This window comes from Kribbella sandramycini, assembly GCF_013131805.1.
Lineage (GTDB): Bacteria > Actinomycetota > Actinomycetes > Propionibacteriales > Kribbellaceae > Kribbella > Kribbella sandramycini.
Genome location: NZ_JABJRC010000005.1, coordinates 475086 through 500353, shown reverse-complemented (window position 1 = coordinate 500353; position 25268 = coordinate 475086). Strand labels below are relative to the sequence as shown.

Sequence of the window (25268 nt, the reverse complement as noted above, 5' to 3'; positions counted from 1 at the left end):
ACTTCCAGCGGTCGACCGGCAGCCGTTCGGGTGATGAGGGGCGCTAAGGACAGGTGGTAGTCGGGGTTTCGGGGTTGCGGCGGGTGCTTGGTGAGCGTGGGGAGGTGGGTGGGGGTGGGTGTACTACCTGTGCTTGGTGTCGGTGGGGGATGGTGGAATGTGGGGGTGGAGGTTTGGGGGGTGGAGCAGGTGCTGGGGTTGGCGCCTGATGCTGCGTCGGCCAAGGCTGGCCAGGGGTTGGGGAAGGCGGGGAAGTGGGCCGGGGTGGGGGCTTCCGGGCGGGCGGTGTGGGGGTTGTGCCAGGGGAGCGGGAAGGCGCCGTACCAGACCGCGGTGGATGTGAGTGGGCCGGCGTACAAGTGCTCGTGCCCGAGCCGGAAGTTTCCTTGTAAGCATGCGCTGGGGTTGTTGTTGCTGTGGGCCGGTGGTGAGGTCGCGGCGGGGGAGGAGCCGGAGTGGGTGGCTTCCTGGGTGGGGAAGCGGGCTGAGCGGCCGGAGCGGAAGCCGGGCGAGGTGGCTGATCCGATCGCGGCGCAGGAGCGGGCCGCGCGGCGGGCGGATCGGGTGTCGGCCGGGATGGCGGAGTTGGCGAGCTGGCTGGATGATCAGATGCGGCAGGGGCTGGGCGGGTTCGACCAGCGCGCGTACACCGAGCTGAGCCGGTTGGCGGCGCGTATGGTCGACGCGCAGGCGCCGGGGGTGGCGAACGCCGTACGCCGAGCCGCCGCGGTCGTCGGCCGTGGTCACGGCTGGCCCGGCGAGCTGCTCGAAGAGCTGTCGCTGATCCACCTGATCGTTGCCGCTCATGCCCGGCTCGACGAGCTCCCGCCTGCCCTCGCGGACACCGTCCAAGCGCGCATCGGCCGGACGGTCGAGACCGCGCGCGTCCTCGCCGAGGGCGAGCAGGTCGCCGACGACTGGCTCATCCTCGGTCGCGTCATCGAACCCGACGACCGCCTCACCACCCGGCGGGTCTGGTTGCGTGGAGCAACAACCGGCCGGGTTGCCCTGCTGCTCTCCTTCGCCGCTGCCGGCCGCCCCCTCGACCCGCTCCCCGCCCGCCCCGGCGAATACGTCCCTGGCACGCTCTCCTTCTATCCCGGCGCCCTCCCCCTCCGCGCAGTCCTCACCCAGTCCGCCCCGCGCCTCCCCGCCCCCACTCCCATCGGCTCCACCGCCCGCCAAGCCCTCGCCTCGTACGTCGAGTCCCTCGCCGCCGACCCCTGGAACGAACGCTGGCCCCTCGTCCTCCAAGACGTCCGCCCCGCCCCCCACGCCAACGGCTGGGCCCTCGTCGACCCCACCGGCGAAGCCCTCGAACTCCTCCCCGCCACCAACCCCTGGAAACTCCTCTCCCTCTCCGCCGGCGCACCCCTCACCGTCGCCGGCGAATGGAACCGAGCCGGCCTCCGCCCCCTCACCTGCTGGCTAAACAACCGCCCGGTGATCCTGTGAGGGGGTGGGAGGGGTTGGTTAGTTCGGCCTTGTTAGGGGTTGATCGGCGGCCGACGGATGTGGGGGCGTTGCCCGAGGAGGTTCGGGAGCGGCTGGGGGAGGGCGGATTGCTGGATGCGGCTGCGTTGGCGACTGTCTACCGGCGGGCTGGGCGGCGGCCGTTGCGGGGGGTTGAGGTGTTGGGGGTGGCTGGTGGGGAGGATCGGCCGTTGCCGGGGGCGGCTGCGGTGCGGCGGTTGGCGGCGATGCTCGGGGGGTTTCAGACGACTGCGTTGGGGGAGTGGTTGCGGGCTGCGGAGACGCGGGGGTGGGGAGTGCCGCCGGAGTACTTGCCGGAGTTGGCTGATCATGCTCGGCATCGGGCGGAGTACCGGCCGTTGGTGATTGCGGCGGCGGGGCGGCGGGCCAGTTGGCTGGCCGATCTGAACCCGGAGTGGCGATTCCTGCACGCTGTGGTTGCTGAGGGCAACAATACTGAACTGTGGACGCATGGGGACGGCGTCCAGCGGCGCAGCTGGTTGCGCGATCGGCGGCGGGCGGAGCCGGCTGATGCGCTGGAGGCGTTGCGCGAGGTGTGGCCGACGGAGTCGGCTGCTACCCGGGCCGACTTCCTGACGTTACTCGTCGACGGCCTCTCCCTCGACGACGAAGACTTCCTCGAGGCCGCGCTCGACGACCGGTCCCGAGAGGTACGCCGAGCCGCCGCGCGACTGCTCACCCAGCTGCCCGGTAGTCGCCTCCAGCAACGAATGACCGAGCGCCTGCACACACATCTCCTGGTCACCCAAGGTGTCCTGGCCATCGACCTCCCGCGCACCCTGACCCCCGCGATGGAGCGCGACGGCATCGAAGCCCGAGTCGAGGGCCTGGGCCAGCGAGCCGGGTTGCTCCGTCAGCTCATCGCGGCGACTCCCCTCGCCGAGATGGACCTCGAATGGTTAAGGCTGCCGGCCGAAGGGGTTGCGGTCGGGGTGCTGCAGAGTGGATGGACGGAGGCGGTCATCCGCGAAGGTAGCCAATCCGCGCCGAGCCGAGAGCAGGCAACAGCCTGGGCCCGCGAGCTGTTGCGCAGCTCGGCCAACACCGGCACACGCAGCCCGGCCGAGCTCCTGCGGCTGCTCCCACCCGACGAATGGGCCGCGGCAGTCGCCGCCCTCCGGAAGACCGTCGACATCACCGAGCTGGTCGGCGGCCTCCCCGTGCCCTGGCCCGAAACCCTGGCCACCGACCTGCTCGATCAGCTCGCCAAGGCCGGCACCGGCCGCGACTGGGCGCGCCTGGCCAGCGTGACCGCCCGCGCCGTCCCGCCCGAAGTACTCGATCACCCGATCACCCGCGAATCCACCGGCGAAGAAGACACCTGGCGTCGCCGCCTCGTCGAAACCCTGACCTTCCGCCGCGAAATGTACGAGGAGCTCTCATGACTGAAGTACTGCGGCCGCACGCCGAGACCGAGTACGCCGAGGAGCTCGCGGCCCTCGCAGCAGCAGACGATCGCGCCCGCCCACCGGCTTGGCAGCTGTCGCCGAGCGCCGTCGTGACCTATCTCCTCGGCGGTCAGGTGAACGGCGTCGAGATCACCCCCAAGTACGTCGGCCCGCGCCGGCTGATCGAGGTCGCGGTGGCCACGCTCGCGACCGACCGCGCGTTGCTGCTGCTCGGCGTCCCCGGGACGGCGAAGACCTGGGTCAGCGAACACCTGGCGGCTGCGATCAGCGGTGACTCGACGCTGCTCGTCCAGGGCACGGCCGGCACCGCGGAGGAGGCGATCCGCTACGGCTGGAACTACGCGCAGCTGATCGCGCAAGGCCCGAGCGAGGGCGCGCTGGTGCCGAGCCCGGTGCAGCGGGCGATGGCGGATGCCAAGATCGCCCGCATCGAAGAGCTGACCCGGATGCCCTCCGACGTCCAGGACGCGCTGATCACGATCCTGTCCGAGAAGACGCTGCCGATCCCCGAGCTGGCCACCGAAGTCCAAGCCCGCAAGGGTTTCAACGTGATCGCCACCGCGAACGACCGGGACAAGGGCATCAACGAACTCTCCAGCGCGCTCCGCCGCCGCTTCAACACCGTCGTCCTCCCGCTCCCGGAGTCCGCCGAGGACGAGGTCGGCATCGTCTCCCGCCGCGTCGCCCAGCTCGGCTCCGCACTCGAACTGCCACCCGCGGACGACGCCCTCGACGAGATCCGCCGGGTCGTGACGATCTTCCGCGAGCTGCGCGAGGGCCGCACCGAAGACGGCCGGACGGCGGTGAAGTCGCCCTCCGGCACGCTGTCGACGGCCGAGGCGATCAGTGTGGTCACCGGCGGCCTGGCCCTCGCCGCGCACTTCGGCGACGGCGTCCTCCGCCCGACGGACGTCGCCGGCGGCATCCTCGGCGCGGTCATCAAAGACCCGGCGGCCGACCGCGTCGTCTGGTCGGAGTACCTGGAGACCGTCGTCCGCGAACGCGACGACTGGGCGCCCTTCTACCGAGCCTGCCGAGAGATCTCCGGATGACCGTTCACCTGTTCGGGATTCGGCATCACGGGCCGGGGTCGGCTCGGGCGGTTGCGACGGCGCTGGCCGAGCTGCAGCCGGACGTCGTCCTGATCGAAGGCCCGCCGGAGGCTGACAAGGTGGTCGAGTTGGCCGCGTCGGCGGAGATGGAGCCGCCGGTGGCGTTGCTGGCGTACGCCGTCGACGACTCGACCCGCGCGGCGTTCTGGCCGTTCGCGGTCTTCAGCCCGGAGTGGCAGGCGATCAAGTACGGGTTGACGGCCGGGGTGCCGGTGCGGTTCTGCGATCTGCCGGCCGCCCATCAGTTCGCGTCGACCAAGGGCGAGGGGCGCCGCGGCCTGTCGATCGACCCGCTCGCGACCTTGGCGAACGCCGGCGGGTACGACGATCCCGAGCGCTGGTGGGACGACGTCATCGAATCCCGTCGTGAGGGCGCGGAGCCGTTCACTGTGATCGCCGATGCGATGCGCGAGCTCCGGCATGGCGAGGAGGCGACTGGTCGGGAGGCGCAGCGCGAGGCCTACATGCGAACCGTGCTGCGCAAGGCGATCCGCGAAGGGTTCGAGCGGATCGCGGTGATCTGCGGCGCCTGGCACGTCCCGGCGCTGGAGCAGCCGTTGCCCCCGGCAACTCACGACGCCCGCATCCTCAAAGGGCTACCCAAACGCAAGGTCGCCTGTACCTGGGTGCCCTGGACACACGGCCGGCTCGCGGCGACCAGCGGGTACGGCGCCGGCATCACCTCACCCGGCTGGTACCACCACCTGTTCACCGCGCCCGACCAGATCACCACTCGCTGGCTGACCAAAGTCGCCCAGGTGCTCCGCGCCGAAGACCTCCCGGTGTCGAGTGCGCATGTGATCGAAGCGGTCCGGCTGGCCGACACCCTGGCAGCGCTCCGCGGCCGGCCGCTCGTCGGGCTCAGCGAGGTCACCGAAGCAACGAGAGCAGTGCTCTGCAACGGGAACGATGTTCTCCTCGACCTCGTCACCCGCGAAGCCGTCGTCGGCGAGCTGCTCGGAACGGTCCCCGGCGCCACCCCGCAAGCGCCGGTCGCGGCCGACCTCGCGGCCCAGGCCCGACGGCTGCGGATGAAACGCGACGCGACCGAGCGCGTGATCGAGCTCGACCTGCGCAAACCGAACGACCTGGACAAGTCCCGCCTCCTGCACCGCCTGCGCATCCTCGGCGTCCACTGGGGTGTCCCCGCCACCGACGAACGCCGCACGCAAGGCACCTTCCGGGAAATGTGGCGCCTGGCCTGGGATCCGGGCCTGGAGGTCGAGCTGGTCGCCGCCGGCGCCCACGGTACGACGGTCGCCGGCGCCGCGACCACCGTCATGCTCAAGGTCGCCGCCGACTCCGCAACGCTGGCCGAAATCACCGCAGCGCTGGAGAAATCGCTCCTCGCCGACCTCGCCGGCGCCCTGCCCGAGCTACTCCGCGGCGTCGACACCAGAGCTGCCGCCGACGCCGACGTCGGCCACCTGATGGAGGCCCTGCCCGCCCTCGCCCGCTCGTCGAGATACGGCGACGTCCGCGGCACCGACGCCGCCGGGCTCGGCACGGTCGCGAGCCGGATGGTCTCCCGAGTCTGCGCCGGCCTCGGCCGAACCGTCCACGGCCTCGACCCGGACGCCGCGGCCGCCGTCCAAGAGCTGATCGACGGCGTCCAAGACGCAACCGCTCTACTCGCCGAACAGGTCCGCGACGAGTGGCTGACAACGCTGGAAGCGCTGAGCGACCGGCGGTCGGTCCCGCCGCTGATCCGCGGTCGGCTGACCCGGCTGATGCTCGACACCTCCCGCCTGCCGGACGACGAGGTCGCGCTCCGCCTCGGCCGCGCGCTCACCCCGGGCACGCCGACCGCCGACGCAGCCGGCTACGTCGAAGGTTTCCTGGCCGGCGGCGGCCTGCTGCTCATCCACGACGAGCGCCTGCTCACCCTCGTCGACGCTTGGCTCGGCGCGATCCCGGACGACGCCTTCACCGAGGTCCTCCCCTTGCTCAGAAGGACTTTCGGCACCTTCGCCGCCCCCGAACGCCGAACCATCGGCGCCCGCGCCAAAACCCTCACCGACCCGGCCGGCGCCGCCACCACCGAGGACGACGACCTGGACGCCGAGCTTGCCGCAACGACGCTCCCGGTCGTCGCCCAACTCCTGGGGGTCGGATGACCGACGAACGCCTCCGCCGCTGGCGCCTGGTCCTCGGCAGCGAAGCCGAGGAGGAGACCGGCGCAACCCTCTCCACGGCCGACCAGTCGATCGACAAGGCGCTCGCCGCCCTGTACGACGCCGTCCCCGGTGAACCCACCGGTCAACGGGCCGCCGGGCTCGGGTCGTCCGCGCCGCGGGTGGCGCGCTGGCTCGGCGACATCCGGCAGTACTTCCCGAGCACCGTCGTCCAGGTCATGCAGCGGGACGCCGTCGAGCGGCTCGGCATCACCCGGATGCTGATGGAGCCCGAGCTGCTCGGCGCGGTCGAGCCCGACATCCACCTGGTCAGCACGCTGCTCGCGCTCAACGAGGTGATGCCCGAGGAGACCAAGCAGACCGCCCGTGAGGTGGTCGGCCGCGTCGTCCGCGAACTGGAGGCCCGCCTCGCCGAGCGGACCCGCGCCGCAGTGACCGGAGCCCTCGACCGGGCCGGGCGCACCGGCCGGCCGCGGCACTCCGATATCGACTGGGACCGGACGATCCGGGCCAACCTCAAACACTTCTCGCCGACCCTCGGAACCATCGTCCCGGACCGGCTGGTCGGCTACGCGCGCCGCAACCACAGCGTCCAGCGCGACATCGTCCTCGCCATCGACCAGTCCGGCTCGATGGCCGAGTCGGTCGTGTACGCCGCTCTGTTCGGCGCGGTGCTCGGATCGATCCGCACCCTCCGGACCAGCCTGGTCGTCTTCGACACCGCCGTCGTCGACCTGACCGATCAGCTCGACGACCCGGTCGACGTCCTGTTCGGCACCCAGCTCGGCGGCGGCACGGATATCAACCGCGCGCTCACGTACTGCGAATCGATCGTCACCAAACCTTCGGACACCGTTCTCGTGCTGATCTCCGATCTCTACGAGGGTGGGGCGCGGGCGGAATTGTTGCGGCGGGCCCGTGGTTTGGTGGAGTCAGGGGTGCAGGTGATCGCGCTGCTGGCCTTGGCCGACTCCGGCGCCCCGTCGTACGACGCCGAGAACGCGGCCGCGCTCGTGGAGCTCGGCGTACCGACTTTTGCCTGTACCCCGGACCGGTTCCCGGATCTGATGGCGGCCGCCATCAGGCACGAGGACATCACCGGCTGGGCCGCGACCAACCTGACCTGAGAGGAACCCGATGACCACCGTCGAACTGACCCGCTTCCGCGTCCGGCCGGAGCAGGCCGAGGAGCTGCTCGCGGCGCGGGCCGACATGCTGGCGGACTTCGCGACCGACCGCGCCGGCTTCCGGAACGCGCGCCTGGTCCGCCTGCCGAACGACGAATGGCTCGACATCGTCGAGTGGGAGACCGCCGAGGACTTCGCCGCCTCCCGCGAAAAGGGCGGCAACCTGCCCGGTATCGCCCGCTTCTTCGCCGCGATCGACTCGCTGGTGACAGCGGAAGAGGGGACGATCGATTGAGTACTCCGGGGGCCGGCGCGGCCCCCGGAGTCAGCAGCCTCAGCTGTGGCTGACGCTCACGTTGTAGACGACGACCTCGCCGTAGTTGCTGGTGTCACACGGCGAGGAGTTCGTGCAGTTGGCCTGCGTGTAGACGCCGGCCTTGAAGTAGCCGCCGGTGAACGACTTCGGGATCGTTGCCTGCAGCACGTTGTTGTAGTACGCCTTGATCGAGCCGTTGCCGACCACGAACTTCGCCTGGAACCTGGTGCCCAGCTGGTAGTTGCTGGTGATCAGCTTGTAGCTGGAGTTGTTCTCGTCGGTCACGTACAGGCTGGAGCCGTTCAGGCGGAAGGTCGCCATGTCGTTGCCGTTGTGGATCTGCCCGGCGACGACCTGCGGTTTGTCGTTCGGCCGACGGGTGATGGCCTGGTCGATGACGAGTGTGTGCGTACCGGACGTCGACGACCAGGAGGCGGCCGACGAGCCGTTCATCTCGCGCAGCTCGGAGCGGGCGTACGTCGTGTTCGGCGTGGTCACGCCGTTGACGGCGTTCCGGAAGCGGACGCCGTTGCAGTTCGGCTGGTCGTTGAACCAGGGCGACAGCTCGAAGCTGTCGAGCTGCGGCTGCCGCACCTGGCGGACCTGCGTGCCGGACTGGTTCGGGTCGTCGACGGGCAGTTGCAGCGTCCAGTTGGTCAGGTTCAGTACGTCACCAGGTACTGAACAGGCGGCCGGGGCTGCGGTCGCCGTACCGGTGAGGGCCGTGGCGCTCACGAGGGCGGCGGTGAGGAGTGATCGGACGAACATGCGGTTCTCCTTCGGGGCGGGTCCTACCTGTCAATAGCGCTGGGCCTTGTCGACCTGGTTGATCAACGGTTCCCCAGCGAGGAATCGGCGTGCGTTCTCCAGCAGTACGGCGAAGCGGCGTTCTTCGGCGTGCGGCCCGGCGCCCGCCACATGTGGCGTGATCAGCACCTCGGGCCGGGCCCAGAGCGGATGGTCGGCGGGCAGCGGCTCGGTCTCGAACACATCGAGTGCCGCACCACGCAGCCGGCCGTCCTGCAAAGCCTGATCGAGGTCGTCGAGCCGGACCGTCGGCCCACGCCCCACGTTCACGAACAGCGCGCCCGGCTTGAACTGCCGCAGCCGCGCGGCGTCGATCAACCCCTCGGTCGCAGGTGTGTGCGGGACGGTCAGTACGACGACATCGGCGTCCGGCAGCGCGTCGTCCAACTCGTCGACCGGTCGCACCCGCGCAAACCCCGGCGGCGGCTCCGTGACCCGCGGATCAACCCCCTCGACCCGAGCCCCGAACTCGCTCAACAACCGGCCGATCTCGGCCCCCACCGCGCCTGCTCCAACCACCAGCACCCGCGACTCCCCGAGCACCAGCACACTCCCCGGATCCCAATCCGGAGCCCACGTCGCGGACTGCTGGGCGCGCACGTACCGCGGCAACCCCCGCGCCATCCCCAAGACCAGAGCCAACGTATGCGCCGCCACATGATCCGTGTACGTGTCGCGCATGTTCGTCACCACGACCTGATGCGTCACCAGCTCGGGGTAGTAGAACTCCGGCGCCGGGCCGGCCTGCGGCGCCTGCAACCACCTGAGCTGCCGGCAAGTCGCCAGCAACTCCGCAGGCAGCACCCCATAGACCGCATCCGCCTCCGGAAGCGCCTCCACCTCACGAACAACCCGTAGCCCAGGAAGCGCCGCCTCCAACCGGCCCGGCCAGTCGGCCGTCTCCGGAGTTGCAGGCTGCAGAAGTACCAGCGTGACGTTCATGCCGACGCCTCTCGGATCCGTTGCAAACGGTTCTTCGAGGCCAGGCCCGCGTGGTAGTAGCGAATCTCGCTCGCGCCCGCTTCCAGCAGTTCTTCCACCCCGTCCCAACGCTCCTCCAGCACCGTCACGTTCGCGATCAGCGGGACGTCGGTGCGCGCGGCCGCGGCCTTCACCTGCCGGGCAGCCGTTCCGACCTCACCCCAGCACTTCAGGACGTAGGCATCCGGCGCGTGCGCCGGCAGGTCGACACCGACATCCGGCCCGGTCACCCACGGGTCGTCGGTTGCCATCAGCAACAACCGACGATCGCCGGCCAGCGTCTTCGCCTCGCGAACCAGCTCACCGATGACGGCGGCGCGGTGGGCGAGGAGGGCGTCGGCGGGCGGGAGAACGGCCGGGCGGTCGCCGCGGAGCTCGGCGTCGACCGCTTCACGAACGGAGGCGGCGAGCGGATCGGCTGCTGAGCCGAGCGCCGACCGGCAGGCGGCGCAGAAGCAGATCGACAGCAGGCGGCGGGCGTTCACCGACAACTCGGCGCCCTCGGTCTTCTCGTGCAGGCTCCCGTGGTCGAAGCCGAGCCAGCCGCAGGCCTCGAGCATCAAGGCGTCGACGTCGTACTGCTCGACGACCTCCCGAATCAGTGTCAGCGCATAGGAGCGGACAGACTCGTGCGACGGGCACAGCGCATACCCGTAGCGCTCGCCGTACGCGTTCTGCACGGTCATCTCCGGATGCGCAGCCCCGACGGCGGACGAATGGGTGAGCACGAGCCAGGCCTCGACCCCGAGCCCGGCCGACCGCAGCGCCCGCGCCGCCGTCCCGAAGCGGTCCGGGTTATCCACACCCCAGCTGGGGACGAGCGGTCGCAGTCCGCCCCACGCGGCGTCGCGGATCGGGAAGTACGCCGCGGCGTGCGCAGCGTGGACGACGCGGTGCGTCGGGTGGAACGGCGTGATCCCGCGGACGGCGTGGTACGCCGCCTGCAGCGTCACCGTGTCGACTCCGAGCCCGGCGATCCGCTCGGCCGCGGCCGGATCGCCGACCAGATCCCAGGTGTACGCGAACACGCCGTGACTCACAGACCGGTCTCCTCAATCTGACGGTAAACGCTTGCCAATTCCCGATCAGAGTAGAACGGCGGGTCGCCCCCGGCAAGAGCTGAGAAAGCGGTTTCATATCTACAGGTTGTGCATTACCTGTGGATTAGCGATTCTGAGGAAGGGCTTTCAGGAGGAGGTGAGACAGTCGCGAGCGCGCACGCAGCGGGTCACGATCACCGACGTGGGGCACGCGGCCGGGGTGTCCCCGGCGACGGTCTCGCGCGTCCTGAACGGGACGGCGAAGGTCGACGCGGTGCTCGCCGGTCGCGTCCAGGCCGCCGTCCGGACCCTCGGCTACCACCCGAACGCCGCCGCCCAAGGGCTGGCGAAAGGGCGTTGGGGGACGATCGGCGTCCTGGTCCCCGACCTCGCCAATCCGTACTTCCCGGAGATCCTCAAGGCCGTCAGCGCCGTGGCCCGGGCGAACGGCCATCGGGTGATGATCATGGAGTCCGAGGAGAACCCCGCCGTCGAGCCGGAGCTGGTCGCCGACCTGCTCCGCAGCTGCGACGGCCTCCTGCTCTGCTCACCCCGGATGCGTCGCGACCAGCTCGCCGAGCTGGTCGCCCGTGCGCACCCGATGGTCCTGGTCAACCGGATCGTCCCGGGCCTCGCCGTCCCGGCGATCTCGGTCGACTTCTACGGCGGTACGACGTCCATCTGCGGACATCTCGCCCAGCTCGGCCACCGCGACGTCGCCTACCTCAGCGGCCCGGAGGCGTCCTGGGCCAACGGTGAGCGCATCCGCGCCCTCGAAGCGGCCGCGGCCTTCGGCCTGCGCGTCACCGTCATCCCGGCCGGCGCAACGGCCGCGGACGGCGGGGCAGCAGCCGAACAGGCACTCGCCGCCGGGGCCACCGCGGTGGTCACCTACAACGACCTGGTCGCCCAAGGCGCGCTGGCCCGCTATCGCCAGTTGGGTGTCGACGTCCCGACCGAGCTATCAGTGGTCGGCTTCGACAACCTCTCCCTCGACTGGTCGGGCCAAGCCACGCTCACCACGGTCGCGATGCCGCGGGACGACCTGGGCCGGCAGGCTGCCGAACTTCTCGAACGCCTGATGACCGGCAGCCCCGACACCGAGCCGAAACTGCTGCCGATGGAGCTCCTGATCCACGAGACCACCGGCCCGGCCGCGCGTTAACCAGCGATCTCCAGGATGTCGATCTCGGTGTACGGATCGGCCTCGGCGAACCGCAGCGCCCAGCGGACGGCGTCCTGCTTGGAGTCGACGCGGATGATCGACAGTCCGGCCACGAGCTCTTTGGTCTCCGCGAACGGGCCGTCGACGACCCGCGGCGGGCCCGGCTGGGCCACGGAGATGCGGGCGCCGCGCGAGCTCGGCATCAGCCCCTCGGCGACCTCGAGCACGCCGGCCTGACGCATCTCCTCGAGGACGGCGTCCGCCCGGGCCAGGATTTCCGAGTCCGGCGGGTTGCCCGCTTCGAGCGCGTCGTTCGTCTTGTGGAGCAGCATGAACCGCATAGGGCTGACCTTAGAGCAGCTGCGCCCAGAACGCCTCCGGAATGTCGTGCTCGAGCCAAGCGGCGACCTCGGTGATCTCCTGCGGGGTACGCGCGCCGACGACCACGGCCGGTACGACGGGATGCCGCAACGGGAACTGCACGGCCGCGGCGAGCAGCGGCACGTCGTACCGATGGCACAGCGCGCGGAGCTGATCGATCCGTTCCAGCAGCGCCGGTGGGACCTTCGCATACCCGTGCGGCGCGCCCGCCGCGGTGTCGGCCAGCACACCGCCCTGGAACACGCCCGCCGCGAGGACGGCGACGCCCAGCTTCTCGCAGAGCGGTAGCAGCTCCTCGGTCGCGCTCTGGTCGAGCAGGCTGTACCGCCCGGCGAGGAGGATCACATCCGGACCGTCGGCCCCGGTCTCGCGGAGGAACCGGGCGGCGACGTCCGCGTGGTTGATCCCGAGCGAGATCGCCCGGATGGTGCCGCGCCCGCGCAGCTCGCGCAGCGCTCGCAGGGCCTCGGTGGACGCCGTCGCGAAGTCGAGATCAGGGTCGTGGATGTGCAGGATGTCGATCCGGTCGATCCCCATTCGCTCCAGGCTGGCTTCGAACGAGCGGATGACGGCGGCGTACGAGTAGTCGAGACGCGGGCCGAGGCCGACCGGCGGCTCGGCCCAGATCGGCTGGATGTCCGGGCCGCCCGGCTCGATCAGCCGGCCGACCTTGGTCGAGAGCACGAAGCGCCCCCGCGGGCGGCCGCGCAAGGCCAGCCCGGCGCGCTGCTCGGACCGGCCGTAGCCGTACACGGGCGCAGTGTCGAACAGTCGGATGCCGAGCTCCCAGGCCCGGTCGATCGTCGCGATCGCCTGCGGCTCGGGGACGGCGGCGAACATGCCGCCTAGGGACGCGAGCCCCAGGCCCAGTCTGCTGACTTCCAACCCCGTCCGGCCCAGCTCCACAGTCCGCATGGCACGAACGCTAGGAGGCCGCACCGACAATCAGCTGCTCGATCCGGCTCGGTGCGTAGTACGTCTCGGGGGTCGGACAGACCGGCGCATCGGTGAGCTGCTCGGGCGTCGTCAGCAGTAGCGCATGACCGCGGGCGATCGGCCCGGCGAGGTATTCGTGACCGGGCAGCTCGGCGACCGCCGTCCGGCAGCCCAGCGCCATCCCTTCGAACAGCGCCGTCGTCGAAACCCCGACCTGGTACGTCGCCTGTGCCAGCAGATCGAGCGTGTTGCCGCCGGTGGAGAGCTCGACCCCGGCCGGCATCGTGTAGTCGGCCGCATGCTCACTCGGGTGCAGGCGGAACTGGATGGTCAGCTCAGGATGCGCCTTGGCGACGGTCTCGGCGATCTGGAGCAACCCGTGGCCGGTCGTGCCTTGGGACAGGAAGACCGCCAGCTTCGGGTCCTTCGCGGTGGCAGTCGGCAGGTACGGCGCGCCGACGACCTCCGTCCGCATCCCGGCCGGCAGCTCGGCGACGTCCGTCCAGTAATCGCCGAAGCACCACAGCTCGTCGGGCTGATCCGCGACGGCCGGGCGGCCGGGGTAGCTGTAGCCGAGGTGGAACGGACTGATCGCGCCGTGCTGCAGCTCGACGACCCGGATGCCGAGGTCGCGGGCCGCGCCGACGATGTGCTGATGGAAGTACGCGACGACGACGTACACGGTCTTGATGCCGTGCCGCTTGAGCAGCGCGCGATAGAGCGCTCGCAACCGCAGGTGCTTCGGGACCTCGCGCGCCAGCAGCGCACTCGTCGGTACGACGACGCCCGTCAGCTCCTGGAGGGCGGTCGTGATGCCGCGGTCGTCGGCGGCCCGCGCGTGGACGGCGCCGGCCGCGGAGGTGAAGAAGTCGAGATTCCGGCTGCCGGGGAGCGGGGTGCCGTTGATCCCGGAGTCGAGGATCAGCGTCGACGGGCCGAGCGCGGCGCGGAGCTCGTCGGTGTAGATCTCGACACCGTCCGGTTTCCGCGGATGCGGGACCACCATCGCGTCGTACCGGCCGACGAACGGATTACGGGTTGCGAGCCCGGCGACATGGCGGCCGACCAGCCCGAGTTTGTCGCTGGTGGAACGGCGTACCGGATGCGGGACACCGTGGATACCGCTGCGGCGGGTCAGCTCATGGAAGACGCGCATCCGGATGATCGGCCACGGGTGCATGCCCCGGATCTGCCAGTCGAGGAGACCCAGCTCCGCCTCCACCTGCCAGATCGCCCGGCACAGGCTCGCCACCGTCGCCGTGCCGCTCCCGGTACTCGTCATGATTGATCCCCACTATGCCCGCCAGGCTGCCGATACCGGAGAAGAACCGGCGGACCGCCTTGAGCAGATGCGTCTTCCGGCCGAGCAGCAGCCCGGCGAGCGCGTAGCCGATCGCCGAGACCACCCGGGCCGAAGCATAGGCCAGCACCAGCACGTAGCTCACCGCGCCCGGGCGGATCAGCAACCGGCTGATCGTGTCCCCGCTACCGCTCCGGAACGCCCGCCGGACCAGCCAGCTCAGCGTCGTCCGCGCCGGCGGTACCTCTTCGGCGATACACGCCTCCTCGCACCACACGATCCGGAACCCGGCCCGGTGCACCCGCAGGAAGAAGTGCAGATCCGACGACCCCGTGTACCGGAACGCGGGATGAAACCCGGGCGTCACCGTGTGGTAGACCCGGCGGCTGACCAGCGTGTTGTTCGTGTACGCCTTCCGCAACTCCAGCCCGGTCGGATGCCGCCCGGTCGAGTCGTGCACATCGCTGTAGTGGTTCCAAGCCGGCGCCCCGGCCGGCAGGTTCCCCTTCACCGGCCCGGTGACAACGTCGGCCCCGCTCGTCTCCCAGGCCTGCAACAACGTCGCCAGCCACCCCGGCGGCGCGACCTCGTCGTCGTCCACGAAGATCAGCGCATCGTCGTTCCAGCAGAGCTCCACCGACCGCTCCCGCGCGAACGGGATCCCCGGCTCCGGCTCCACCACCGACTCGATCGGATACCGGCCCCCGTCGAACCCCGCCACCACCGCGGCCGCCGTCGCGTCGGCATCGTTGTCGACCACCACGATCCGGACCGCGTAATCCGCTCCCGCCGGCAGTTCCTGCGCCTGCAAACTCGCCAGCAACCCTCGTAACAGAGCAGGCCGCCGAAACGTGATTACCGCAATGGCGACGCTCGTGCTCATAGACCCCGAGACTATCGGTTCCGTCCAGTCGGTGGAGACCTAGCCGGGTGTGTACCTCTGGGTACAGTTATCCGGGTGGAGACGGTGGAGCGGTTGATCCGGAGTACGCAGGAGTTGTTGTGGGAGCGGGGGTATGTGGGGACGAGTCCGAAGGCGGTGCAGCGGGCCAGTGGGGCGGGGCAGGGGAGCATGTACCACCACTTCAGCGGGAAGGCGGAGCTGGCGCGGGCCGCCATCGAGCGGTCGGGGGCGGAGATGCGTGCCAAGGCCGCGGAGGAGCTGGGGACCGAGGGGTCGGCGGTGGAGCGGATCTCGGCGTATCTGGGGCGGGATCGGGAGGTGCTGCGGGGGTGCCCGGTCGGGCAGTTGGCGGCAGATCCGGAGGTCGTGGCGGATCCGGAGCTGCGCGGGCCGGTGGACGAGACGCTGAGCTGGTTGTGCGGGCGACTGGCCGAAATAGTTGCTGAAGGCAAAGAAAACGGCGAGTTCCCGGCGTCGGTGGCGCCGGAGCGGCTGGCCGCGACGATCGTCGCGACACTGCAGGGCGGCTACGTGCTGGCCCGGGCAGCAGGCTCGGAAGAGCCGTTCGAGCTGGCGATCGAGGGGCTGCTGGAGTTGATCGCATGAGGATCGGAGCGGTGTTCCCGCAGCTGGAGATCGGCAGCGACCCGCAGGTGGTGCGGGAGTGGGCCCGAACGGTCGAGGACGCCGGGTACACGCATGCGCTCGCCTACGACCACGTGCTCGGGGCCGATCCGGCGCAGCGGCCGGGATGGACGGGGTACACCGACAAATCCTTGTTCCACGAGGTTTTCGTGCTGTTCGGGTATCTGGCGGCGATCACCACCGAGCTCGAGCTGGTGACCGGCGTCCTGGTGTTGCCGCAGCGGCAGACCGCGTTGGTCGCGAAGCAGGCGGCGGAGGTCGACCTGCTGTCCGGCGGGCGGCTGCGGCTCGGTGTCGGCATCGGGTGGAACCACGTCGAGTACGACGCGCTCGGCGTCCCCTTCGCCAAACGTGGGGCCCGGCTCACCGAACAGGTCGAGCTGCTGCGCAAGCTCTGGGCCGAGCCGGTCATCACCCACGACGGTCGGTTCGACCGGGTTGAGCAGGCCGGTCTGAACCCGTTGCCCGGCCGGCAGATCCCGATCTGGTTCGGCGGCACGGCGGACGCCGTCCTGCGTCGTACCGGTGCGATCGGCGACGGCTGGATGCCGCAAGGACCGCCCGACGACCGCATGCGCGCCCAGGTCGCGACGGTCCGCGAGGCGGCGGCCGCGGCCGGGCGCACGGTCGGTTTCGAGGCGCGGCTGACGCTGGCGCAGGTGCCCGAGAGCGAGTGGCGGGTGTACGTCGACGGCTGGCGCGAGCTGGGCGCGACCCATCTGTGCGTCAACACGATGGGCCTCGGGCTCGCCGACCCGGCCGACCATGCGCGGGTGCTGAGCGAGGTGCTGCCGAAGTTAGGGTGAGGATCATGGCTATCGAGGTGATCGGGACCCGGGGTGAGCGGTACGACGAGATCCTGACCGAGCCCGCGCTCGGCCTGATCGAGCGTTTGCACCGCGAGTACGACGGACGGCGGCAGGCGCTGCTGGCGCGTCGGCAGGAGCGGGTCGCGGAGATTACCGCCGGGGCGTCGCTCGGGTTCCGGCCGGAGACGGCGGCGATTCGGGCCGATCCGGAGTGGCAGGTGGCGCCGACCGCGCCGGGGCTGGTCGATCGGCGGGTGGAGATCACCGGGCCGACCGATCGGAAGATGACGATCAACGCGCTGAACTCCGGCGCCAAGGTCTGGCTGGCCGATCAGGAGGACGCGAACACGCCGGCCTGGGAGAACGTCGTCGGCGGTCAGCTCAACCTGCTCGACGCGATCACCCGGCGGATCGACTTCGCCACCGACGCCAAGTCGTACGCGCTGAAACCCGATGCCGAGCTGGCGACGATCGTCGTCCGGCCGCGCGGGTGGCACCTGCCGGAGAAGCACATCCTGGTCGACGGCACGCCGGTGTCGGGCGCGCTGGTCGACTTCGCGCTCTACCTCGCCGCCTGCGGTCAGCTGCAGCTCGACCGCGGTCAGGGGCCGTACTACTACCTGCCGAAAATGGAGTCGTACCTGGAGGCGCGGCTCTGGAACGACGTCTTCGTGACCGCGCAGGAGGCGCTCGGCATGCCGCGCGGCAGCATCCGCGCGACCGTGCTGATCGAGACCTACCCGGCGGCGTTCGAGATGGAGGAGATTCTCTACGAGCTGCGCGAGCACTCGGCCGGGCTGAACGCCGGTCGCTGGGACTACATGTTCAGCGTGATCAAGACGCATCGCGAGCGTGGCGCCGAGTTCCAGCTACCGGATCGCAACAGCGTGACGATGACCGTGCCGTTCATGCGCGCGTACACCGAGCTCCTGGTCCGGACGTGTCACCGGCGCGGCGCGCACGCGATCGGCGGGATGGCCGCGTTCATCCCGAGCAAGGACCCGGCCGTCAACGAGCAGGCCTTCGCCAAGGTCGAGGCCGACAAGACCCGCGAGGCCGGCGACGGTTTCGACGGCTCCTGGGTCGCGCACCCCGGCATGGTCGACACCTGCCGCGCCGTCTTCGACGCCGTCCTCGGCGCGGAGCCCAACCAGCTCGGCAAACTGCGCGCGGACGTCGAGGTCACCGCGGCCCAGCTGCTCGACGTCGCCGCCACGCCTGGCGCGGTCACCGAAGCGGGCCTGCGCAACAACATCAGCGTCGCCCTGCAGTACCTGGCCGCCTGGCTCGAAGGCACCGGCGCCGTCGGCATCTTCAACCTGATGGAGGACGCCGCCACCGCCGAGATCTCCCGCTCGCAGATCTGGCAGTGGCGCCGTAACAACGTCATCCTCGACACCGGCGCCCAGGTCACCACCGAGCTGGTCGAACGCATCGTCGACGACGAGATCAACGCCTTCGACGAATCCCTGCGCTACCAGTCCGCCCGCGCACTCTTCCTCGAAGTGACCCTCGCCGACGAGTACGTCGACTTCCTGACCCTGCCCGCCTACGAGCGGTTCAAGTAGTCGGTCAGCGTCTTGGCGACCGGGGCCAGCTCGGCGTAAACGCCGGGGTAGCCGGCCTCTGCGCAGCCGCGACCCCAGGAGACGAGGGCGAGCAGGCGGCCGTTGAGGACGAGCGGCCCGCCGGAGTCGCCCTGGCAGGCGTCGATGGTGCCGTCGAGATAGCCGGCGCAGACATTGGCGACGGCGGTGTAGCCGTTGTCGGCGTACCCGTCGATGTTCAGACAGGTGGCGTCGCCCAGAACGGGTAGCGCAGCCTTCTGCAGAGTGTCCTTGGGGCCGGTGTCCTTGGTGTCACCCCAGCCGTAGACGGTCGGGACGGCGCCGCGCCGGTCAGCCTTGGCGCTCGTCTCGAGCGGCAGCAGCGGTACGCCGGTCATCGGCTTCGCCAACGTGAGGACGGCGAAGTCGTTCCGCCCATGGGAGGTGCTGTACTGCGGGTGAACCCAGGCCTTCCGGACGGCGGACACCCGCCCGCCCGCGGCAGCCAGCTCGGCCCGGCCCTGAATGACGGCGAACGTCGACACCGCCGGCGTCATGCAGTGCGCCGCCGTCAGCACCTTGTCCGCCCGCACCAGCACCCCACCGCACCACCGCTTGCCGTCAGTAGTCAGCACGACCGCCCAAGGCGCCTCGCTGACACTCGCGAGCGTCCCGCCAACCACCATCCGCCGCCCCCCGCCGTCGGCCGCCGCCACGCCGGAGGTCGCCAGCAACAGCGCGCCGGTCAGCGCGATCATCCGCTTCAGCATGGCCATGAACTTACTGCAAGTAATCGTTTGAATGCGGAAAGTGCGATGGGATCGGGTGAATTCTGGACGCCAAAGCACCCCGCGATGGGGTTCGAAGGCGGGGAGGTGGCTACTGTCTTCAGGTGCAGAAATGGCCTGGCCGTCCTTATCCCCTCGGCGCCACGTACGACGGCGCCGGGACGAACTTCGCGGTGTTCTCGGAGGTGGCCGATCGCGTGGATCTGGCGCTGATCGGGGACGACGGGACCGAGCAGCTCGTGCAGCTGACCGAGGTGGACGGGTTCGTGTGGCACGCGTTCCTGCCGTCGGTGCAGCCGGGGCAGCGGTACGGCTTTCGGGTGCACGGCCCGTATCAGCCGGCCGAGGGGCATCGGTGCAACCCGTCCAAGCTGCTGCTGGATCCGTACGCGAAAGCGATCGACGGACAGGTGGACGCCGACGAGTCGCTGTTCAGTTACCGGTTCGAGAAGCCGGACGAGCTGAACACGATGGACAACCGCGAGCACACGATGCTGTCGGTCGTCACGAACCCGTTCTTCGACTGGGGTAACGACCGTCCGCCGGGGCACGCCTACCACGAGACCGTCATCTACGAGGCACACGTCAAGGGGCTGACCAAGACGCACCCGGGGCTGCCCGAGGAGATCCGCGGCACGTACGCCGGGATCGGGCACCCCGCGATCATCGAGCACCTCAAGGAGCTCGGGGTCTCGGCGATCGAGCTGATGCCGATCCACCAGTTCGCCCAGGACGGCCATCTGCAGGAGATCGGCCTCAAGAACTACTGGGGTTACAACACGATCGGCTTCTTCGCGCCGCACAACGACTACGCCGCCGGCGGGACGCGCGGCCAGCAGGTCACCGAGTTCAAGACGATGGTGAAGGCGCTGCACGAGGCCGATATCGAGGTCATCCTGGACGTCGTCTACAACCACACCGCCGAGGGGAACGAGTTCGGCCCGACGCTGTCGTTCAAGGGGATCGACAACGCGGCGTACTACCGGCTCGTCGACCAGGACAAGTCGCACTACTACGACACCACCGGCACCGGGAACAGCCTGCTGATGCGGCATCCGCACGTGCTGCAGCTGATCATGGACTCGCTGCGCTACTGGGTGACCGAGATGCACGTCGACGGTTTTCGCTTCGACCTCGCGGCCACGCTGGCCCGCCAGTTCCACGAGGTCGACCGGCTGTCGGCGTTCTTCGACCTCGTCCAGCAGGACCCGGTGGTCAGCCAGGTGAAGCTGATCGCCGAGCCGTGGGACGTCGGCGACGGCGGCTACCAGGTCGGCAACTTCCCGCCGCTGTGGACGGAGTGGAACGGCAAGTACCGCGACACCGTGCGGGACTTCTGGCGCGGCGAGAAGTACACGCTGGCCGAGTTCGCCTCCCGGCTGACCGGCTCGTCCGACCTCTACCAGGACGACAGCCGCCGGCCGCTGGCCAGTATCAACTTCGTCACCGCCCACGACGGCTTCACCCTGCGTGACCTGGTCTCCTACAACGACAAGCACAACGAGGCGAACGGCGAGGGCGGTAAGGACGGCGAGAGCCACAACCGCTCCTGGAACTGCGGCGCCGAGGGCCCGACCGACGACGCCCAAATCCTCGCGCTGCGCGCCAAGCAGCAGCGGAACTTCCTGACCACGCTGCTGATCTCGCAAGGCGTGCCGATGATCGCCCACGGCGACGAGCTCGGCCGGACCCAGGGCGGGAACAACAACGTCTACTGCCAGGACAACGAAACCGCCTGGGTGAACTGGGAGCTCGACGACATCCAGAAGGACCAGTTGGCGTTCACCAGCCTGCTGGTCAAGCTGCGCAACAACCACCCGGTACTGCGACGTCGACGGTTCTTCCACGGTGACACCGGTGTCGACGGCCTTGGTGACCTGGTCTGGTTCACGCCGAACGGCACCGAGATGCAGAACGGCGACTGGACCCGCGACGACGCCAGAGCAATTGCCGTCTTCCTGAACGGCGATGCGATCTCCGAGCCGGACCCTCGGGGTGAGCCGGTGATCGACGACTCGTTCCTGATCCTGCTGAACAGCGGCCACGAGCCGGTCGACTTCCTGCTCCCACCCGGGCAGTACGGCGACGACTGGACAGTGGCTGCGGATACGACCACTCCGCGCGGCGGCGCCAGCGAGGAGCCGCACAAGGCCGGCAGCACCGTTCAGCTCGAGTCCCGCAGCACGCTGGTCCTCACCCGTCCGAGGCAGGCAGCCGGATGAACGGCGTCCCGCAGGCCACGTACAGGTTCCAACTGCGCGCCGAGTTCGGTTTCGACGCCGCAGCCACGATCGTCCCGTACCTGAGCAGCCTCGGGATCTCCCACGCCTACCTGTCCCCGATTCTGCAGGCAGCGCCCGGTTCCACCCATGGGTACGACGTCGTCGACCACAGCCGGCTGTCCGAGCCGATGGGTGGTCGCCCGGCGTTCGACCGCCTGTCAGCGCGGCTCACCGAGCATCGGATGGGCGCAATCGCGGACGTCGTCCCGAACCACGTTGCCGTGCCGACACCAGCCCGGTTGAACAAGGCCCTGTGGTCAGTACTGCGGGATGGGCCGGGTTCGCCGTACGCCGAGTGGTTCGACGTCGACTGGGGTTCAGGCAACCAGCCGTTGCTCATGGCCGTTCTGGGCAATCGGATCGGCCAGGTGCTCGCTGCGGGTGAGCTGTCCGTCGACGGCGACGTACTGCGCTACTACGACCACGAGTTCCCCCTGCGGCCCGGTACGGCGGAGCTGCCGATTGCTGAGCTGGTGACCGAGCAGTGGTACCGCTTGGCGCACTGGCGGGTCGCTGACGAGGAGCTGAACTACCGACGCTTCTTCGACGTCGACACACTCGCTGCGGTCCGCGTGGAGACCCAGGAGGTCTTCGAAGCCACGCATGCGTTGTTGTTCGAGCTTCTGCAGGAGGGCAAGCTCAACGGCTTCCGCATCGACCATCCGGACGGCTTGGCCGACCCGCGCGGCTACCTGCGGCGGCTGGCCGAACGGACCCGCGGCGCGTGGGTCGTCGTCGAGAAGATCCTCGAAGGCGCTGAAGAGCTGCCGCACGACTGGCCCTGTGCCGGCACTACTGGGTACGACGCCCTGCTGCGCGTTGGCGGCCTGTTCATCGACCCTGCGGGCGCTGCGCCGCTCGCAGCGTTGCACTCCGAGCTGACCGGTGAGCCGGCCGCGTTCCACCCGGTCGTGCTGGAGGCGAAGCGCGAGATCGTCCGCCACGGCCAGTACGCCGAGGTCCATCGGCTGGTCGAGTTGCTGGCCCGCATCTGTCAGGACGACGTCAGACTGCGTGACCACACCCGGCGGGCGTTCCACGAGGTCGTGGTCGAGTTGCTCGTCCAGTTCGAGATCTACCGCGCGTACGTCGTACCGGGTGAGCAGCCGGATCCGACTGCGGTGCGGGCGCTGGAGCGCGCTGCGAGCAAGGCGCGCGAGCATCTGGACGACGACCGGCAGGAGACGCTCGACGTCGTACTGCACCTGCTGCTCGGTCGAGAGACTGGCACCGCGAGCCGGATCGACGAGCATGCGCGGCATGAGCTGATCGTGCGCTTCCAGCAGACGTGTGGGCCGGTGATGGCCAAGGGGGTCGAGGACACGGCGTTCTATCGCTGGTTCCGGCTGTCCTCGCTGAACGAGGTTGGCGGCGACCCGGAGCACTTCGGGGTCACGCCGGAAGAGTTCCACGCCTTTGCTGCGAACCTGAACCGGCACTGGCCGCGCACGATGACCACGCTGTCCACGCACGACACCAAGCGCTCTGAGGACGTCCGGGCCCGGCTGGGTGTGCTGTCGGAGCAGCCGGCTGTCTGGGCGGACGCCGTCCGCGAGTGGCGCCGGCTGTCTGAGGACCACCGGAGTCCGCTGCTCGACGGCAGTACGGAGTACCTCTTCTGGCAGACCCTGTACGGCACGTGGGGCGACGGGCCGATCGCTGAGGAGCGGATGCAGGCCTATCTGCTGAAGGCGATCCGCGAGGCCAAGCGGCACACCACCTGGACGGAGTCCGACGAGGAGTACGAGCAGGCCGTCGCACAGTTCACCACCGCGGTGCTGGCCGACGAGACCGTGCTGGACGCCGTACGCCGGTTCGCCAACCGGCAGTCCGACTTCGTCCGCGCTGCGACGCTCGGTCAGAAGCTGGTCCAGCTGACGATGCCCGGCGTCCCGGACGTCTACCAGGGCACTGAGCTGGTCGACCTCTCCCTGGTGGACCCCGACAACCGGCGAGCCGTGGACTACGAGGACCGGATCGCCCGGCTGCATCGGCTCGACGAAGGTGCGAAGCCGGATGACCTGTCCGACGAGAAGCTGCTCGTGACGGCTCGTGCGTTGCGACTGCGCCGGCAGTACCCGGAAGCCTTTGCCGGCAGCTACACGCCGCTGCCGACCTCCAACGGACATGCGGTCGCGTTCGCCCGAGGCGACGCGGTGATCACGATCGCGACCCGGCTACCGGCTGCGCTGTACCGGCTGGGCGGCTGGGGCGACAGCACGGTCGTACTGCCGAGCGGTGAGTGGAAGAACGTGTTGACCGGCCGGGTCGTGGGTAGTGGAGCGGCTCGGATTCACGAGCTGCTGGAGGACCTCCCGGTGGCGTTGCTCGTAAGGAGCTGAGTGCACACCTTCACTGTCTGGGCCCCGAACGCGTCGTCGGTCGATGTGGTGCTCCGCGACGGCGTACTGCCACTTCACACGGCCGACGGCGGTTGGTGGACCCGGGAGGTCGTCGAGGCCCACCACGGCACCGACTACGCGTTTGCTGTCGACGGCAGTGACCCACTGCCCGACCCACGCAGTCCGTGGCAGCCGGACGGCGTCCACGGGTTCAGTCGCGTCTTCGACGCGAGTCGCTACCAGTGGAGCGACGACGACTGGGCTGGGCGCGACGTCCGCGGCTCGGTCTTCTATGAGCTGCACATCGGGACCTTCACCCCAGAGGGCACTCTGCACGCAGCCGCAGAGCATCTGGACTACCTGGTCCTGCTGGGCGTCGAGGTCGTCTCCCTGATGCCGGTGGCCGCGTTCCCCGGTCGCCACGGCTGGGGCTACGACGGTGTCGACCTGTACGCCGTCCACGAGCCGTACGGCGGCCCAGAAGCACTGCAACGCTTCGTGGACCGCTGCCACGACGTCGGGCTCGCAGTCTGCCTGGACGTGGTCTACAACCACCTCGGCCCGAGCGGCAACCACCTGGGCTCGTACGGCCCGTACTTCACCGATCGACACACCACCCCGTGGGGCCCGGCGGTCAACCTGGATGACACCGGCAGCCACGAGGTCCGCCGGTTCATCTGCGACAACGCCCTCCGCTGGTTCCGCGACTTCCACATCGACGCACTGCGTCTGGACGCCGTCCACGCGCTGGTTGACGACAGCCCGACCCACCTCCTCCAGCAGCTGTCCAACGAGACCGCAGCGCTGTCTGAACAGCTGGGCCGCCCGCTCGGCCTGGTCGCCGAGTCCGACCTGAACGACCCGCAGATGGTCGACCCGGTGGCCGAGGGCGGCCGCGGGATGACTGCGCAGTGGAACGACGACTTCCACCACGCACTGCACACGCTGCTGACCGGTGAGCGGTCCGGGTACTACGAGGACTTCGCCAACCCCGGCGTCTTCGCGAAGGCGCTGACGCAGGTCTTCCTGCACAACGGCTCCTACTCGTCGTTCCGCGGCCGGGACTGGGGTCGCCCGGTCGACCCCGACCGCCATCGGGGCGGACAGTTCCTCGCCTACACCTCGGACCACGACCAGATCGGCAACCGGGCGCTGGGGGACCGGCCGGCGCTCACGCCCGGACAGTACGCGATCGGGGCCGCGCTGGTCCTCACATCGCCGTACACGCCGATGCTGTTCATGGGCGAGGAGTGGGGCGCCTCGACGCCCTGGCGGTACTTCACCGACCACGAGGAGCCTGAGCTGGCCGAGGCCGTCCGGACCGGCCGGCGGCGCGAGTTCGCCGCGTTCGGGTGGGACGCCGAGGAGATCCCCGACCCGCAGGACCCGGAGACCTGGCGCAGCTCGGTGCTGGACTGGTCGGAGCTCGACGAGTCACCCCATCGCGAGCTCCTGACCTGGTATCGCGACCTGTTGGCCCTCCGCGCCCGGACGCCGGAGCTGCGCGACGACAGCCTCGGATCGGTCGCCGTGACCGAAGGCCCGGAATCGTTGGTGATCAGCCGCGGCGACCTGCGGATCGTGGTCAACCTGGCCGCGGAGCCGGCGGAGATCGGTGTGGACGGCGTACCGGCGTACGCACTGCTCGCGTTCGGGACTGCGGAACTGATGACCGAACATGTGCGCTTACCCGGTCACGGGGTTGCTGTCGTGCTCGTGCGTGTTGATCCTTGGTGATTTCCGGAATC

The 25268-nt window shown here is 69.7% G+C and carries 21 protein-coding genes; 13 read left to right on the top strand and 8 right to left on the bottom strand.

The features are described 5' to 3' along the window. Window positions 1-180: 180 nt before the first annotated feature. From HPO96_RS23010 to HPO96_RS22985, 6 genes are read left to right on the top strand one after another with little or no spacing between them, the layout of a single operon-like run. A complete protein-coding gene (locus HPO96_RS23010; RefSeq protein ID WP_337796766.1) occupies window positions 181-1455 on the top strand; it encodes an SWIM zinc finger family protein in 1275 nt (424 codons plus the stop codon). A gap of 59 nt (window positions 1456-1514) precedes the next feature. Beyond that, a complete protein-coding gene (locus HPO96_RS23005; RefSeq protein WP_337796765.1) occupies window positions 1515-2879 on the top strand; it encodes a DUF5691 domain-containing protein in 1365 nt (454 codons plus the stop codon). Further along, window positions 2876-3955 carry an ATP-binding protein gene (locus HPO96_RS23000; protein WP_171675781.1) on the top strand — a complete coding sequence of 360 codons (1080 nt, stop codon included), beginning with the start codon at window positions 2876-2878 and terminating at the stop codon, window positions 3953-3955. Before HPO96_RS23005 ends, HPO96_RS23000 begins: the two co-directional genes overlap by 4 nt. Further along, window positions 3952-6132, top strand: a complete 2181-nt coding sequence (locus HPO96_RS22995; RefSeq protein WP_171675779.1) for a DUF5682 family protein — start codon at window positions 3952-3954, stop codon at window positions 6130-6132. The genes HPO96_RS23000 and HPO96_RS22995 overlap by 4 nt, the downstream gene beginning before the upstream one ends. Next, window positions 6129-7277: a VWA domain-containing protein gene (locus HPO96_RS22990; protein WP_171675777.1), complete on the top strand. Its 1149-nt coding sequence runs from the start codon at window positions 6129-6131 to the stop codon at window positions 7275-7277. The genes HPO96_RS22995 and HPO96_RS22990 overlap by 4 nt, the downstream gene beginning before the upstream one ends. A 10-nt stretch (window positions 7278-7287) precedes the next feature. Continuing rightward, entirely contained in the window at window positions 7288-7572 is a 285-nt protein-coding gene (locus tag HPO96_RS22985; protein ID WP_171675775.1) for an antibiotic biosynthesis monooxygenase family protein, read from the top strand. Between the two features lie 39 nt (window positions 7573-7611). On the opposite strand, the gene HPO96_RS22980 is transcribed toward HPO96_RS22985, so the two are convergent. Genes HPO96_RS22980 through HPO96_RS22970 form a run of 3 tightly spaced genes read right to left on the bottom strand, consistent with a single transcriptional unit; the run spans window position 7612 to window position 10421 of the window. After that, a complete protein-coding gene (locus HPO96_RS22980; protein ID WP_171675773.1) occupies window positions 7612-8361 on the bottom strand; it encodes a polysaccharide lyase family 7 protein in 750 nt (249 codons plus the stop codon). A gap of 30 nt (window positions 8362-8391) precedes the next feature. Beyond that, entirely contained in the window at window positions 8392-9342 is a 951-nt protein-coding gene (locus HPO96_RS22975; RefSeq protein WP_171675771.1) for a D-2-hydroxyacid dehydrogenase, read from the bottom strand. Beyond that, window positions 9339-10421 carry a hypothetical protein gene (locus HPO96_RS22970; protein WP_171675769.1) on the bottom strand — a complete coding sequence of 361 codons (1083 nt, stop codon included), beginning with the start codon at window positions 10419-10421 and terminating at the stop codon, window positions 9339-9341. The genes HPO96_RS22975 and HPO96_RS22970 overlap by 4 nt, the downstream gene beginning before the upstream one ends. Window positions 10422-10578: 157 nt before the next feature. Here HPO96_RS22970 and HPO96_RS22965 point away from each other — a divergent pair, with 157 nt between their 5' ends. Continuing rightward, the gene (locus HPO96_RS22965; protein ID WP_171675768.1) at window positions 10579-11586 is read left to right on the top strand and encodes a substrate-binding domain-containing protein; all 1008 of its coding nucleotides are present in this window, start codon (window positions 10579-10581) and stop codon (window positions 11584-11586) included. On the opposite strand, the gene HPO96_RS22960 is transcribed toward HPO96_RS22965, so the two are convergent. From HPO96_RS22960 to HPO96_RS22945, 4 genes are read right to left on the bottom strand one after another with little or no spacing between them, the layout of a single operon-like run. After that, window positions 11583-11927 (bottom strand): YciI family protein, encoded by a 345-nt coding sequence (locus HPO96_RS22960; RefSeq protein ID WP_171675767.1) that lies wholly within the window; start codon window positions 11925-11927, stop codon window positions 11583-11585. The genes HPO96_RS22965 and HPO96_RS22960 overlap by 4 nt on opposite strands. A 10-nt stretch (window positions 11928-11937) precedes the next feature. Further along, on the bottom strand, window positions 11938-12882 hold the full coding sequence (locus tag HPO96_RS22955; RefSeq protein WP_171675765.1) for an aldo/keto reductase: 945 nt from the start codon (window positions 12880-12882) through the stop codon (window positions 11938-11940). A gap of 10 nt (window positions 12883-12892) precedes the next feature. Further along, entirely contained in the window at window positions 12893-14059 is a 1167-nt protein-coding gene (locus HPO96_RS22950) for a hypothetical protein (RefSeq protein WP_171675939.1), read from the bottom strand. Beyond that, window positions 14043-15086, bottom strand: a complete 1044-nt coding sequence (locus HPO96_RS22945; protein WP_171675762.1) for a glycosyltransferase family 2 protein — start codon at window positions 15084-15086, stop codon at window positions 14043-14045. The genes HPO96_RS22950 and HPO96_RS22945 overlap by 17 nt, the downstream gene beginning before the upstream one ends. Window positions 15087-15161: 75 nt before the next feature. Between HPO96_RS22945 and HPO96_RS22940 the strand changes: the two genes are divergently transcribed. The 3 genes from HPO96_RS22940 to aceB are packed head-to-tail and all read left to right on the top strand — an operon-like array spanning window position 15162 to window position 18129. Further along, window positions 15162-15713, top strand: a complete 552-nt coding sequence (locus HPO96_RS22940) for a TetR family transcriptional regulator C-terminal domain-containing protein (RefSeq protein WP_171675760.1) — start codon at window positions 15162-15164, stop codon at window positions 15711-15713. Next, entirely contained in the window at window positions 15710-16558 is an 849-nt protein-coding gene (locus HPO96_RS22935; RefSeq protein ID WP_171675758.1) for an LLM class F420-dependent oxidoreductase, read from the top strand. Before HPO96_RS22940 ends, HPO96_RS22935 begins: the two co-directional genes overlap by 4 nt. Before the next feature lie 5 nt (window positions 16559-16563). Next, window positions 16564-18129, top strand: a complete 1566-nt coding sequence (gene aceB, locus HPO96_RS22930; protein WP_171675756.1) for a malate synthase A — start codon at window positions 16564-16566, stop codon at window positions 18127-18129. Here the strand turns inward: aceB and HPO96_RS22925 are convergent. Next, complete coding sequence (locus HPO96_RS22925) at window positions 18111-18884, bottom strand: S1 family peptidase (RefSeq protein WP_238355386.1); 774 nt, start codon at window positions 18882-18884, stop codon at window positions 18111-18113. The genes aceB and HPO96_RS22925 overlap by 19 nt on opposite strands. 116 nt (window positions 18885-19000) lie before the next feature. On the opposite strand from HPO96_RS22925, the gene glgX reads away from it, so the two are divergent. The 3 genes from glgX to treZ are packed head-to-tail and all read left to right on the top strand — an operon-like array spanning window position 19001 to window position 25257. Continuing rightward, window positions 19001-21118: a glycogen debranching protein GlgX gene (gene glgX, locus HPO96_RS22920; RefSeq protein ID WP_171675754.1), complete on the top strand. Its 2118-nt coding sequence runs from the start codon at window positions 19001-19003 to the stop codon at window positions 21116-21118. Continuing rightward, the gene (gene treY, locus HPO96_RS22915; RefSeq protein ID WP_171675752.1) at window positions 21115-23520 is read left to right on the top strand and encodes a malto-oligosyltrehalose synthase; all 2406 of its coding nucleotides are present in this window, start codon (window positions 21115-21117) and stop codon (window positions 23518-23520) included. Before glgX ends, treY begins: the two co-directional genes overlap by 4 nt. After that, on the top strand, window positions 23521-25257 hold the full coding sequence (treZ, locus tag HPO96_RS22910) for a malto-oligosyltrehalose trehalohydrolase (RefSeq protein ID WP_171675750.1): 1737 nt from the start codon (window positions 23521-23523) through the stop codon (window positions 25255-25257). Window positions 25258-25268 lie beyond the last annotated feature (11 nt).